The 12,802-nt window shown below is 59.2% G+C and carries 17 protein-coding genes; 10 read left to right on the forward strand and 7 right to left on the reverse strand.

Annotated features, from left to right (window positions below; genetic code table 11):
- Positions 1-396 precede the first annotated feature (396 nt).
- Positions 397-522: a hypothetical protein gene (locus tag QXF46_03330; GenBank protein MEM0225885.1), complete on the reverse strand. Its 126-nt coding sequence runs from the start codon at positions 520-522 to the stop codon at positions 397-399.
- A 326-nt stretch (positions 523-848) separates the two neighbouring features.
- On the opposite strand from QXF46_03330, the gene QXF46_03335 reads away from it, so the two are divergent.
- The gene (locus QXF46_03335; protein MEM0225886.1) at positions 849-1,058 is read left to right on the forward strand and encodes a hypothetical protein; all 210 of its coding nucleotides are present in this window, start codon (positions 849-851) and stop codon (positions 1,056-1,058) included.
- Positions 1,040-1,435, forward strand: coding sequence for a type II toxin-antitoxin system VapC family toxin (locus QXF46_03340; protein ID MEM0225887.1), 396 nt, complete (start codon positions 1,040-1,042; stop codon positions 1,433-1,435). Before QXF46_03335 ends, QXF46_03340 begins: the two co-directional genes overlap by 19 nt.
- Before the next feature lie 501 nt (positions 1,436-1,936).
- Here the strand turns inward: QXF46_03340 and QXF46_03345 are convergent.
- Positions 1,937-2,872: a uroporphyrinogen decarboxylase family protein gene (locus QXF46_03345; protein MEM0225888.1), complete on the reverse strand. Its 936-nt coding sequence runs from the start codon at positions 2,870-2,872 to the stop codon at positions 1,937-1,939.
- Between the two features lie 238 nt (positions 2,873-3,110).
- On the opposite strand from QXF46_03345, the gene QXF46_03350 reads away from it, so the two are divergent.
- The 4 genes from QXF46_03350 (at position 3,111) to QXF46_03365 (ending at position 5,625) form a co-directional block, all read left to right on the forward strand.
- A complete protein-coding gene (locus tag QXF46_03350) occupies positions 3,111-3,644 on the forward strand; it encodes a hypothetical protein (protein ID MEM0225889.1) in 534 nt (177 codons plus the stop codon).
- Positions 3,645-4,015: 371 nt separating this feature from the next.
- Positions 4,016-4,759, forward strand: a complete 744-nt coding sequence (locus QXF46_03355; protein MEM0225890.1) for a hypothetical protein — start codon at positions 4,016-4,018, stop codon at positions 4,757-4,759.
- A 145-nt stretch (positions 4,760-4,904) separates the two neighbouring features.
- Entirely contained in the window at positions 4,905-5,321 is a 417-nt protein-coding gene (locus tag QXF46_03360; GenBank protein MEM0225891.1) for a HEPN domain-containing protein, read from the forward strand.
- Positions 5,308-5,625: a nucleotidyltransferase domain-containing protein gene (locus tag QXF46_03365; protein ID MEM0225892.1), complete on the forward strand. Its 318-nt coding sequence runs from the start codon at positions 5,308-5,310 to the stop codon at positions 5,623-5,625. Before QXF46_03360 ends, QXF46_03365 begins: the two co-directional genes overlap by 14 nt.
- Positions 5,626-5,689: 64 nt before the next feature.
- Here the strand turns inward: QXF46_03365 and QXF46_03370 are convergent, their stop codons facing one another.
- Positions 5,690-6,211 (reverse strand): nitroreductase family protein, encoded by a 522-nt coding sequence (locus QXF46_03370; protein ID MEM0225893.1) that lies wholly within the window; start codon positions 6,209-6,211, stop codon positions 5,690-5,692.
- 134 nt (positions 6,212-6,345) lie between these two features.
- Between QXF46_03370 and QXF46_03375 the strand changes: the two genes are divergently transcribed.
- Positions 6,346-6,840, forward strand: a complete 495-nt coding sequence (locus QXF46_03375; GenBank protein ID MEM0225894.1) for a magnesium-dependent phosphatase-1 — start codon at positions 6,346-6,348, stop codon at positions 6,838-6,840.
- An 11-nt stretch (positions 6,841-6,851) separates the two neighbouring features.
- Here the strand turns inward: QXF46_03375 and QXF46_03380 are convergent, their stop codons facing one another.
- Positions 6,852-7,649, reverse strand: a complete 798-nt coding sequence (locus QXF46_03380; GenBank protein MEM0225895.1) for a PIG-L deacetylase family protein — start codon at positions 7,647-7,649, stop codon at positions 6,852-6,854.
- A gap of 129 nt (positions 7,650-7,778) precedes the next feature.
- Between QXF46_03380 and QXF46_03385 the strand changes: the two genes are divergently transcribed.
- Positions 7,779-8,966: an aminotransferase class I/II-fold pyridoxal phosphate-dependent enzyme gene (locus tag QXF46_03385; GenBank protein ID MEM0225896.1), complete on the forward strand. Its 1,188-nt coding sequence runs from the start codon at positions 7,779-7,781 to the stop codon at positions 8,964-8,966.
- On the opposite strand, the gene QXF46_03390 is transcribed toward QXF46_03385, so the two are convergent.
- Complete coding sequence (locus QXF46_03390) at positions 8,963-9,952, reverse strand: ornithine cyclodeaminase family protein (GenBank protein ID MEM0225897.1); 990 nt, start codon at positions 9,950-9,952, stop codon at positions 8,963-8,965. The genes QXF46_03385 and QXF46_03390 overlap by 4 nt on opposite strands.
- Positions 9,953-10,031: 79 nt before the next feature.
- A complete protein-coding gene (locus tag QXF46_03395) occupies positions 10,032-10,769 on the reverse strand; it encodes a hypothetical protein (protein ID MEM0225898.1) in 738 nt (245 codons plus the stop codon).
- Positions 10,770-10,915: 146 nt separating this feature from the next.
- Here QXF46_03395 and QXF46_03400 point away from each other — a divergent pair, with 146 nt between their 5' ends.
- Entirely contained in the window at positions 10,916-11,152 is a 237-nt protein-coding gene (locus tag QXF46_03400; protein ID MEM0225899.1) for a hypothetical protein, read from the forward strand.
- On the forward strand, positions 11,116-11,595 hold the full coding sequence (locus QXF46_03405) for a type II toxin-antitoxin system VapC family toxin (protein MEM0225900.1): 480 nt from the start codon (positions 11,116-11,118) through the stop codon (positions 11,593-11,595). The genes QXF46_03400 and QXF46_03405 overlap by 37 nt, the downstream gene beginning before the upstream one ends.
- On the opposite strand, the gene QXF46_03410 is transcribed toward QXF46_03405, so the two are convergent.
- Positions 11,543-12,784, reverse strand: a complete 1,242-nt coding sequence (locus QXF46_03410; GenBank protein ID MEM0225901.1) for an ATP-binding protein — start codon at positions 12,782-12,784, stop codon at positions 11,543-11,545. The genes QXF46_03405 and QXF46_03410 overlap by 53 nt on opposite strands.
- Between the last annotated feature and the right edge of the window lie 18 nt (positions 12,785-12,802).

Here is a 12,802-nt window from a genome sequence, read left to right on the forward strand (position 1 = left end):
TATCTTCAAGTAGCCCCTCCCCTTGATGACGTACACCTCCCTGCTGCCACCCATCTCGGACTCACGCCAGTCAGCAGGCAGTACAATACGGCCCTGTGAATCAACCTTTCTAACCTCCACCCTAACCTTCATCCTCCCACTTAAACCAGTATCTACCAGTTTATAGTTTACCAATACTTCACGTTTCCTACCTAAAGGACTATCAGTGTAAAGCTCTAGCTCTACGCAGAAACCACCTCACCGAGTAGAGAAGGCCAAGTTCAACCGCTTGGATCGAAGAACCTTCAGCTTTGATGCTTAACTAAAGGCTCTATACCCTAACGTAACTCTTACCTAAAATACTTCTTTTCCTTGACTTACGAAACTTGGGGTTAAGCTTCTGCGCAGCGTAGTCGGCTAAGAGCTGGTGATCCACTCCTTAATCCTCCTTGACGGCTTCTCAATCCTCAGGGCGGCCTCCCTAACCCTATCCATGTCCCGGCTCTGAAGCTTTGCCTCTTCTCTCGTGACGACCTCGCTCATGGTTCTTCGCACAAACTCGCATCAGATATTGCAGCCATGTATAATTTCTACTGGTTATTTTATGTATGCCACTCTTGTGAGCGCTTTCGGCTCCACAATTGCATGCAGGCTTGAGCAGGATGAAGCTGTATTGGGCTCGTGGATGTAGTATGAAACACGAGCTCTCATGTCGTGAAGGTTTTCGGAGAAGCTTCGGGGATGGCAGTTTCTACTCGGGGTTCAGGGCTCTCGCGCAATTGCAGATACCCTTTTAATTATTAATTCGAGTTAATTTTCTGAGGCTAAGTAATGCTTATATGAGGTGTTGACGCGCGATAATTGGGCTTATGGGTAGGGTGACGACGATTACGGTTTCTGCAGAGACGAAGGAGCTGCTCGAGAGGTTGAAGGGGGGTAAGACGTGGGAGGAGTTCCTGCGCGGCTTAGCGGAGATGATGCTGAGGGAGAGGAGGGAGCGGGTTAGGAAGAGGTTGGGCGAGCTCCTTGAGGCGGAGTTCGAGGAAGTCAGGGTGAGGGGGTGGGCTCGCGGGTACTAGTGGACACGGACTACCTGATCGACTACGTCAGAGGACGGGTGGAGCTGCCGGAGGGGCGGTGGTTCATCTCGGAGATCACGCTCTACGAGTTCACTCGAGGTACTAGAGATCCTGCTGAGGCGAAGAAGCTTCTCGAGGAGGAGTTCACCGTGATCTACCACGACAACGAGATCATCGAGAGAGCGGCGGAAATCTGGAGGCGGCTGCGCAGCGCTGGCCTCCTGGTGGACGATAGAGACCTCTTAGTTGCTGCGGTAGCGATAGTTAAGAAGCTGCCCCTGCTCACGAGGAACACTAAGCATTTTGAGCGCTTCAAATCCTTCGGCCTGGAACTACACCCCGGCGCAGAGCCCCCGGAAGTCGGGAGAGTAGAGTAGTTGACGGCCCCTAGCAACCGGCTGAAGCGCTGCAGCCAGCTCTTCTAGCGGAGCGCTACGGTTCGACCTTGAACCAGTACTCTGGAGCTTCTTTAAAGAAGAGCCGCGTAGAGCGAAATCGCCCGTGTGAGGTTAACTGGCTCGCGGTAGGACAGAGGGGTATCGCGGTGCGCACCCGCGATAGAGGTTTCGGTTACAGAATCAGAGGGGTCTGGTATGCCTCGAACTCTGATGAAACCATCTAAACAGCGTTGCAGGTGTGTGGGTGGCGCTGTCCGGTAGCTCCACTGTTGTGGAAAACGAGCTTCTTCAAGGCGTGCAACCGGCGGCGGAGAGGGCTTTCCTGAAGAGGCGAAGTGTCCCGGTTTGCCCAGGAGCTCGTTAGCCCCAACCACCGCGCTATTGAACACGCCGAGCTTGGTGGGGGTGGAGCCGCTGACATCAGCTTCGCTGGAGCTCCTATAAGCGCGTACGCGTCTGCTCTTGCAACCGGTTCCCGATCTAGCGCTTGTACCTCCCGTACTTGAGCCACGCCTGCTTCATCGCGTTCAGGTTCTCGGGTGGGAACTTCATGCTGTGGCCTGGGGCGAGCACGACGCCGCCTTCGCGCCCCAGCTCTGCGACCGCTTTGACCTCCCTGTCCACGTCCGCTGGAGTGCCTAGGTCGAGGGTTCGCGCGCTGACGCCTCCCCACAGCGCCAGCCTTCGAGCGAACACTCTCTTCACTTTCGGCCAGTTGTTGCACTCGGGCTGTATGTTGACGACGTCGACCCCCATCTCTGCGAGGTCGGGCAGGAGGTCCTCGACGCGGCCGTCGCTGTGCTGGTAGACGATGAGCCCGTACTGCTTGGCCACCTTGTAGAGCTTAGCTTGCCAGGGCTTGATGAACTCCCTCCACCAGCGAACCGGGAAGAGGAGCCTATCGTTCATCCCCCAATCGTCCCCGTAGAGGACCATCTCCACTCCAGCTTCCTCAGCCAGCCTACGGGTGAGCCCAACCTTCACTTCAGCTATCCTCTCGATGAGCCTCTTGACGGCGTCGGGGTACCTGTAGGACCAGACGAACAGCCTCTCCATACCCACCAGCAGCCAAGCCCTTTCGAACAAACCCCACCCGTTGTCGCCGGCCAACAAAACCACCCTCCTATCGGCCTCCCTCGCGATCCTAAGGGCTTCGCGAAGGTCTGCGCGCTCGGGGGAGGGGAACGGGTAGTCGTCGATCGCCTCCGGGTCCCTTAACGGGTGAAACTTGGGGAAGCTGCCTGACCGCTCGTCGCGGAGCACCCAGACAACCCCCCAAGCGTCCCTCCCCTCCAGGCAGTGCTCCACCAGCCCGTGGCTCACAACGACAAGGGAGCCGTCGAACATTGGGCAGGGGAGCCACTCAGGCTCCTCGTGCCTCAAGGCTGCGAGAAGGTTCTCCCTCGGGGAAGCCAAGAGTTCCACCACCTTCTGGGCATTTGGCGGTAAATCCGCTTTACGCTACCACCTCGAGCGGTTCGGATATGCTCGTGCCGCTGGTGAACAGTGCATCCCGGTCAACGCGCGGAATCCGAGCGGGTGCTGGATAGTGCCTGCCATTGGCAGCTCCCTGGATCGTTGCGCCGCGAGCGCTCTTGAGCTGGAGATGGGGTTACGCGAGCGACTCTTAAGGAGCCTATGTTAAGCGTTGTTGATGGCTATGGCTTCCGCGGTGGAGTTGATCCATGAGCTGGCTGCGATCCTAGCTGGCCATTACGGTTTAAACGAGGCGGAGCTGGCGGAGAAGCTGACGGATGTTGTCAAGGCGGCGGTGGAGGAGCTCCTCTCCTTGAAGCTGCTGAGCGATCTCGCCGACTCTGTAGATGAGGTGGAGCGGTTGCCCGAGAGCGAGCTGGAGCGCGTTCTATCCGGGTTGGAGCTGGAGAAGCAGGCTGAGGGGGTCATCATCGTTGAGGGGGAAGGGTTCACCTACGTGAACAGATTGATGAGGTTTGGCGCGGTGTACAGGTTGAGGAGCAGGCTCCCTGAAGCCGCCCTACCAGTGGCGCTGCTCGGCTACTGGTACTTCAAGCTGGGGGTTGAAACCCAGCACGCGGAGTTTGCGGTGATTAAGGAGGGGAAGCTTGCCTGGTACGGTTGGCCTGACGAAGCTCTGGAGGAGCTGGTGAAGCCGCTCATCGCTGAGGTTTTTGGGCCAGCGCCTTCAACCGGGAAGCCCGCTGCGTAAGCCTCCTAAGCTGGAAGCTGGGCATAGAACGATGCCAGCCGTACCGCTGAGCGGTGTGCCCAATCTAAGCGGCGTAACGGTTGAATGCCCAAACGCGTGTGAAACGGAGGGCTTTGAGAGAGGTTGTTTGGAGCGGTAAGCCTTACATGAGGAAGACTGTCTATAGCATTGCTATAGTTTAGGTATAACGATCCAGAGCCCAGACTGCATACCGTAGCTCTCAAGTGCATGCTCGGCGGAGGGTTGTCCAAGTGCGCCAACACGCGCTGGTGTTGCTCAGCGAGACTGGCCTTTAAGCTTCGAGTGGGAGTGCACCTGCGGTAAGCGGTTTTCCACCTTAAGTTGCTGGAGCTTAGTAATGGGTGGAGGTGGTGAGCGGGGGGGACCTTGACGCTGGCGGCCGTGGTGTTGTGGGGTTGGCTAGGGGCGTACCCACCTGGGTGCTGTGCCCCGCGTTGCTCGACGGTGTGGTTTGGCTGAAGATCGGTGAGGGGGTTCGCGTGCTAGGTGTTAACAGGGAGAAGACGGCGGCGATCGACGTTCACGTGGATTGCGAGTGGGTAGGTAGTGTAAGCGTGTCAATGGATGCGGGCGCTGTAGCTCCCTTCTTCAAGCCTCTCAAGTCTATAGGCTCAGTGATGGACGTGAAGGTGGGTGAGAGCTTGACGCTGGCGCTCCCCTTCGATCGGAAGCTCATCGAGATTTCCCTCCCAGCGGATTTGGGGGAGATCCCTTCGATGCGGCTGCCTGAACCGAAGTTCGAGTGCTCCGCCTACGGGGTTTTCGATGAGACCGTAAGGCTGTTGAAGAGGGTAAGCGGCTCGAGCAGCGTTCGCGTGCGGGTGAGGGTGGAGAAGGAAAGATTGATTGTTGAACCACCTCGAAAAATCGTCTTGCTTAGGAGAGAACGTGATGCTGGAGGCGAGAACGCGGGCGGCGGGTTTGAGCCAATTGAAGTGAGAGTACATTTCGGCGACCTCCACAAGGTTCTAGACGCGTTCAAGGCGGCGGATCTAAACCCTAGCGTCCTTTGGCTCAGTGACCGCATCCTGGGCCTTAAAGCGGAGCACGGGAGGGCTAGGGTGGAGGGTTTGATAGCGGGGCAAATCGATTAGGTTCGAGGAGAGGCCTCTTGGCTGAGGATGCACGCCCAGCGTGAAGAAGGCTCACCCCGCTGTTTGAGTAGTTACCGGCTTCCTGATCCAGGTTGTGAGCTGGACGGAGGGGGAACGCATTAATACAATTTTCCGATTAATGTTGATGTTTAGGAGCTTTGGTGGTGTGCAGGTGAGGGAGGAGGTTAAATGGTGGCTTAAGGCTGCTGAGAGGAACGTTGAGAGAGCTGAAGCCTCGATTGAGAGGGGGGATTTCGAAGCGGTTGCCTTCTGGGCGCAGCAGGCGGTCGAGTTCTCTCTCAGAGCTCTCATACTCTTCAAGGGGGAGATTCCACCCAAAACCCACAACCTGGTGGAGCTGCATCGGCTTGTGAGCGATCTACTCAGCGGAGTTCGGGAGGAGCTTCTGAGCGAGTTGACGCCCTACTACTCGGTGTCGAGGTACCCGGACATCTTCATGGGGGTGCCCGTTGTTCACAAGAGCACGGCTGAGAGGTTCCTCCGGTTCTCCAGGGAGCTGTTCGAAAGGGTGCGGGAGGTTATCGAGCATGGAGTACGGTGATATCCTGAGGATCGTTAAAAGGTATCTGGAGAGGCTGAGCGAGCGCATAGAGGTTGCGGAGTGCTACATCTTCGGGTCGACCGCTAGGGGGGATAGGCTTAGATCCAGCGACGTGGACATACTCGTGGTATCCCCCTCCGTCGAGGGGCTGTGGCCTGATGAGAGGATAAGGCTGGCCTACGAGCTGTGGGGGAACGAGCTACCAGCCGACATCTTCATCCTCACGCCGAGCGAGTTCCAGAACCTGAAGGATAGGAGCGTTGTCCTGAAAGACGCATCCAGGTACTGGATCAAAGTAGTATAGCGGGTTCTGGTCCACCCGTGGGACGGTAAAAACAGAAGGATTGTTTGAAGACTCCTTCTCTGCTCTACTCCAGCTTTCTGCCGTAGGTTTCGAGGTGCACGATCTCCTTCAGCTCCTTCCTCGGCCTGGGCGGAGGCTGCTCGTCGGGATATCCGACTGCGAAGAGCCCGATCGGGAAGAGGTGGTCCGGCGCACCGATGATTTGCCGGACCTTGTCGGCCACGGGTACTGTGTGCAGCCAGACAGCCCCCAATCCTAGGCAGTGTATCGCCAGCCAGAGGTACATGGCTGCTAGCGATCCGTCGATCATGTAGGAGTCCGGCGCCCGCTGCTGGTCCGCTAGGACGACAATGGCTACCGGGGCTTCCGCCGCGTACCTAGCCCACGGGTGTATCTTTGAGAGCTGCTCCCGCCTCTCTCTGTCGCGTACTACGACGAATTCCCAGGGCTGCCAGTTCCTGGCGCTGGGCGCGTGCCTCGCTATATCGATCGCCTTTAAAACGAGGTCGAAGGGTACATCGTCCTTCTTGAACTTCCTGATGCTCCTCCTCGTCAGAAGGGCGTTGATACAATCCCTGTTTTCCACGCGGTGCACGCGAATGGATGGTATAATTCGTTTGCGACGCTCAGGCAGCCCTTCACCGCTCTACCGGGATCCGCTCCCCGCAGTCTTCTCGAGCTTTAACGGTAGGCTAAAGATGCTGAAGCTTACGGGCGCTTGTGGCTAACTGCAAGCTCGTCGCTTTGGATCTGGATAAAACGCTGTGGGATCACCCTGACGTTTCATCGACTGTACCCCCTTACAGGCGGGTTGATGCCGACGCGATAGCTGACTCGCTGGGGTCCTTGATCAGGTTGAGGAGGGGGGCGCGAGAGGTTCTGCGCGAGCTGAAGAGGAGGGGTATTGCTTTAGCTGTCGTGAGCTGGAACAACTACGATATAGCCGTGGAAGCTTTGAGGGCGCTCGATCTTCTCGACCTCTTCGACATTGTGATCATCGAGCCGCACCCGCACAAGGACCTCATGTTCAAACGGTTGTTGAAGTGGGCCCGCAGGAAGGGCATTGAGGCTGGCGACGTCGTTTTCCTGGATGATAACCCGGAGATGGTGGAGAAGGTGAAGCGCGCGTGGCCCGCGGTTAGAACGCTGAGGTTCGGCCACGATGTTCGCAGCTTCGAGGATCTACTCGGCCTCCTGTACCCGCTACAGGGCTAACCGCCTACCCGTTAAACGTCCTCGGCGAAAGTGTTGCTGTGCATCATGAAGGGGTTTAGGACTTTGAAGGCTTCCGCATACGCGGCTCCGATGAGCTTCCCCATGAGGCGCATGTAGGCTCTAACGGAGTCCTCGAGGGCTGGCGTGTACTGGGATTGATGGGCTCTCACCGCCTTCATCTTGACTTCCATGTACTCGCTCACGTCGATGATCGCGTTCGGCTTCCGGGTCCAGTAGAACGCTACGTACCGCACAGGGTGGGGCTTCAGCCCTTCAGCCAGCGGGATGGAGTGCGGGTGCGCCGAGAAGAAGGCGGCTTCAACCGCGAGAATGCCCGCCGCGCGGTGATCGGGATGAACTTCGTACGTGAGCCAAGGGTCCGGTGCTATTACCATGTCGGGCTTGTACCACCGTATGAGCCGGATCAGCTCGCGCCTGGCTTCGAGCGTCGGTTGAAGCTCTCCATCCCTGTAGCCCAGCCACACGAGCTCCTTCACGCCCAGTAGGCGGGCAGCCTCCTCCTGCTCCCTCCTCCTCACGAGGGCGAGCTTCTCCGGGTACATCTCGGGGTCCATTGTGCCCAGGCCGCCGTCGGTGAGCGTGACGTAGGCAACTTCAACACCCCTGCTGGCGAGCTTGGCTACTAGGCCGCCAGCCGCGATGTCCGTGTCGTCTGGGTGGGGTTGCACGCATAATACCTTCCGAACCCTATCGAAGGCTCTCGATAGGTCCTCCCTCATCATCTCCAAGTACGCTTTCACGGCCTCTCCGTAGCTCAAGCGAGAAACGAGACCCTCCAAGCCCTCCACGAGCCCTCATCCAGCGCCCCGTATATCACCTTAACCGATCCGCAAGCCTCAAGGCCTCCGCGTCGGACGCGAGCCTTCCCAGCGTCTGGTGAGCACTGATTATTTAACCGTGAGGTTTAGCCACTTGTGGTGCGTGCGGCTAGGCGCGCCGGCTATGTGGAGTACGCGATCAGGGAGATTGACGCTCTCGCCAGGCAGCTTGAGCGTAGCGGGAGGCGGGTCATCAGGCTGAACATCGGGGACCCCGTCGCGTACGGCCTCCAACCGCCCCAGGAGCTTAGGCGTCTGCTGGCTCAGGCTGTGGAGGAGGGTTACAACTTCTACTCGCCGAGCGAGGGGTTGTGGGAGCTGAGGGAGGCGATCGCGGAGAGGGAGCGTAGGGTTTGGGGGGTGGATGTTTCGCCGGAGGATGTGCTGGTGACGACGGGGGTTTCGGAGGGGATCAGCATGCTGATGGCCGCGCTCATCGATGAGGGGGATGAGGTCCTCCTGCCCTCCCCCTGCTACCCCGTCTACGTCCCCTACGTTAGGCTGTACGGTGGAGTGCCGAAGTTCTACCGCGTAGTTGAGGAGGGTGGGGTGTGGAGGCTGGGGGACGACCCTGCAGAGCTCGTCACGCCCCGCACGAAGGCTGTCGTCATCATCAATCCCCACAACCCGACGGGGGCCGTCCTGAGCGAGGGGGAGGTGCGCAAGCTCGTCGAGGCGGCTCTATCGGTTGGAGCTTGCGTGGTCTCGGACGAGATTTACGACGAGCTGGTGCTCGAGGGCTGCTACAGGAGCACGGCCGCCGTAGCCGGGGATGCACCGCTGATCGTCTTGAACGGCTTCTCGAAGCGATGGCTGGTGACCGGCTGGAGGCTCGGCTACATGTACTTCCGCGGGCCCGGGTCGGAGGAGGTGCGGGACGCGGTTGTCAAGCTGGCGAGGACAAGGCTCTGCCCACCGACGCCGGCTCAAAGGGCGGCCGCGCTCTTCCTGCAGCGGGAGGAACCGTTCGTTAAGCAATTGAGGGAGGAGGTGAGAGTGAGGAGGGACTTCTTCGTCAAGCTCGTTAAAGAGGTTCCGGGGTTGGAGCTGGCGAAGCCCATGGGCGCCTTCTACGCTTACCCGAGGCTCGCGGTGGAGGGCGATTGGGGCGACGATTACGGCTTCGCGAAAGCCCTACTGATGGAGGAGGGCGTGGCCGTCGTGCACGGGGGAGGGTTCTACGACTACAGGCGCGACAGGTTCAGGGTCGTCTTCCTGCCGCCCAGCGAGATGATGGCTGAAGCCGTGGAGAGGATAGAGAGGTTCATCGAGCGCCACTCGAGCTAGAGCCAATCAGTGGAGCGCCAGAGCGGGAGCCTCGTTCCAAGCCCCCTCCTAACCGCCTCCCTGTACAACCTGTAGGCGACTATGACGTCTTCGCACGCCATCCCGATTGGGCTGAAGAACCTCAACCCACCACCCTCCGGTTTCCCTCTCGCAACGATGCTGGCGATGCTCTCGATTCTACCCTCGTCGAGGAGGCCCCGCTTCCAGAGCTGCGTAAGGGAGACCCACTCCCTGCTCTTTATCTGCTCCCAGTAGTCCACTACGATCCTATCGGCCCTGAGCACAGTCGCTTCCTCGAACTCGTTCTTCCCGATTTCGATGCAAGCCACATCCCGCTTGAGCCACGAGTCCCTCACCACGGGGGATCGAGCGGTGGTTGCCGTAACGACGATGTCGCTGCCCCTCACGGCTTCCTCCAGTTTCTCCGCAACCCTCCCTCCAACCTCTCTCGCGACAGCCTCAGCCTTCCCCCGTATCAAGTCGTAGATTCTGAGCTCCACGCTCGGCAGCGCCCTTGCGATGCAGTGGGCTGCAGCTCTGCCCACGACTCCAGCCCCCACGATCGTCGCCGTAGCCGCGCCCTCGGGCGACAGGTACTTCGCCCCGACGCCGGCTACAGCACCCGTCCTCACGGCCGTTATGAGGGCCCCCTCCATCACGGCTAGCGGGCGGCCGGTCTCCGCATCGCTCAACACGACTACATCGAGTCCGTGGGGGAGTCCAATTTCGGGGTTCGTGTAGAAGCCTGCCGCCCACTTGATGCCGGCGACGTTGAGCTCCTTGAGGTACGCGGGCATCGCGATGATGTGCCCCTTCGGGGAACCGTCCTCCCGGTAGAACTCGAGGGCCACCTTCGGCGGCATGACAACCGTGCCTTCAGCCATCATCCTCAAGACCCTCTCCACATCAGACAGTGCAGCGCCAAAATCGAGGAGGCCGCACTCAATCAGGTCCTCCCTACTCAGGTAGAGGATGTCGAGCTGCACCAAAGGCTGGCGTACCAGACGAATATCAAGCTTTCCCACCGCTCCTTCAACCGCGAGCTTGATTGAGAGGGTTCTTAGCCTAGAGGGGCGCGATCAGCCTGTAGTACATCACCGTGGCTCGCACCGCAGGGATTGCTCGCACGAGATGCCCCATCATGACCTCCAGGTCTGCCAGCTTCAGCCCCGCTTCACCCTCACCCCTGACGAGCAGCAGGCGGCGCGAGACCGTCTCGGCTTTCTCGAAGAGCTTCTCGAGACGGCGGAGGTACTCGCCGACGTAGTACGACTTCTCCAGCTCGGCCTCGACCAGCTCAGCTTTCACGCCGGGGACTTCGACCTCAACCACGTCCATGTCGGTTATCCACTCCAGGCTGGTGATGGCGTTCTCCTCCTCGCTCGTTAAGCTCCGCTCGATGGGTACGGACGCCTCGAAGAGGAAAGCCTTCACATAGCGCCCCAGCTCGCTCAGCTCTTCGAGCGCCTCGCCCGGAACGAGCCTGTGGAGAGGGGTTCCCCTCTCGAGGGCCCCCCTCAGGATCTCTGGGTCAACCTTGAGCTTGCTCGCGAGTTGCAAAGCCACAGCGTCCTCGTCCACGTAGAACTCGATGAACGCCAGACCCCCGTGGGTCGCGGGTATGGGTGTGATGCCCTCGAGCTCGACGGGTCTCTCCGCCTCCAAGGCCACGCTGGGTGTGAGTTGGAGGGGCCAATCCCCCTTGAAGGACTGTATGGCGTCAATGTACTCAAAAGCTTGAGCGATGCTAATCCCCTTAACCCTCTCGCTGAGGAGGATCCTGTAGCCACCCTCATCGCTCATAAGCGCCTAGAGAGGCGCACGCAAATAAAACTGACCCGAAAGGGTGGACTCCCAGCCGGGACTCCCCGCTCTCTTGGGAGCTTGCACTCCGGATCAGCCAGCTGGGTTTTAATACTACCATGGGAGATTACCATTTGGTGAGCCCTATGGGTAAGCTTGTCAACGTCTCGGTGAAGGTCCCGAAAGAGCTGAAGGAACAGATGAAGCAGGTGGACGTCAATTGGAGCGAGTACCTAAGGAGCGTCATTGAGGCCAAAGTGAGGGAGGAACTGGCGAAGAAAGCTGCGAGCAGGCTTGACGAGATCAGGAGAGGGGCTGCGAAAGTTCAAACGGGTGAGATTGTCAAATGGCTGCGGGAGGATCGCGTGAGAGGCTCCGAGTAGTGCTCGACGCTAGCGTGGTGTCGAAGTGGATTGTACCGGGTGAGCCCTGGGAGGAAGAGGCTGCCCTCCTCTGCAAGAGAGTTGCGGAGGGTCGCGTGGAAGCTCACGTTCCAGCCCTCCTACTTTACGAGGTTTCCTCCGTGATTTTAAGAGTAGCCCGCGCGGGTGCGGTGAAGATGGAAGATGCCTTGGAGGCACTTGCGCTCCTCAACTACCTCTTGAGCGTGCACCCGGCCGAGTGGCGGGACATGCCGGAAATCGTAAGGCTCGCCCATGCTACGGGGCTGACCGTTTACGATTCCGCCTACCTTCACCTGGCTGCGAGCACTGGCGCGGTACTGGTGACAGCTGACGAGGAGCTAGCCACCAAGGGCAAGAGGGTTGCGGATGTCATCCATTTAGCCGATTTGGCATCCCGCCTGAGGAGGCTGGGGATCCCTTAAAGCCGCCCCAAAGGTCGAGGAGGAAGAGGGGCACGTCCTCATCGGAGAGAATGATGACGTTCCTCGGGTACCTTCTGTGCGGCTTCCCCGTCTTTACCTCGATCTTTAGGTTGCCGGCTATCACGTCAACTTCGTAACCGTTGCGCCAGAAGTACACCTCCCCGAACCTCCTGAAAGCGTGCTCCTGCACAACCCACTCGACCAGCGCTGCCCTCTGCGGCGGGAGGGCTAGGAGGCTTGAGAAAGCCCGGGCGGCAAAGGGGTCGCGGAAGAATATCTTCTTCTCGCGCCTGTAAAACACCCTGTCCCCGTGCCTCATGTAAGCGACTGAGACGAGGAACATGTCCTCCATCAGCCTCACGTAGTCCTGGACCGTGTTGTGGGATACGCCCAGCTCGCCGGCGATCGCGTTGTAGCTCAGCGCGCTCGGAGCCTTCGCGATCAGCTCCCTCGCGATGAGCCGGAGGAGCCTCGGGTTTCTACCCGCTTTCACCACGTCGCGTTCAACGCTCGCAACGAGATCCTCGGCGAACCTCGCGTCACTGTTGATGCTCCTCGGAAAACCCCCGGTCACGAGGTACTTCTCGAATAGCGCTACCAATCTACTGTGCTCACTGGGTTTCGGTTCAACCCCGAGCGCTGCGACGTACTCGGGGTAGCTGAGGGGGAGCACCTCGATCGTCCTACCCTCACCCCTCCTCCCGGGGAAGGCCTCAGCGAACGCTTTGATCCTGAAAGAGGCTGAACCGAGGAGGATGAGCACGTCGCTATCGAAGTAGCCCATATCGATGAACCCCTTCACGATCCTCCACCAATCCTCTAGACCGGTGACCTCATCGAGCACCACCACTGAGGATTTAACGCCGTGAGCCTGCCTGAAGCCCTGGTAGAACTCGAGCACCCTCCTCAGCTCCTTCACGTCCGCCGCCAAGTCGCAGTTGAAGTAGAAGATGGACGCGGGGTCCCGATCCTTCAACAGCTGCGAGATGAGGAGTTTCACGCCGGTCGTTTTGCCCACCTGCCTCGGCCCTAGAACGAAGTTGAGGGAGAAAGGCTTCAGTGAAACCGAGCTCAACCAGTTGGGCGTCCACTTGACCTCCATCCTGCTGAACTCCCGGAGATCCCTATCCCTTTCCACCCAGTTGCTCCACTCCCACCAGGGGTTCTGCGCGTAAGCTAAATACTCCATTCAGTCCTTAGACTGACA

Source organism: Thermofilaceae archaeon, assembly GCA_038731975.1.
GTDB lineage: Archaea > Thermoproteota > Thermoprotei > Thermofilales > Thermofilaceae > JANXEW01.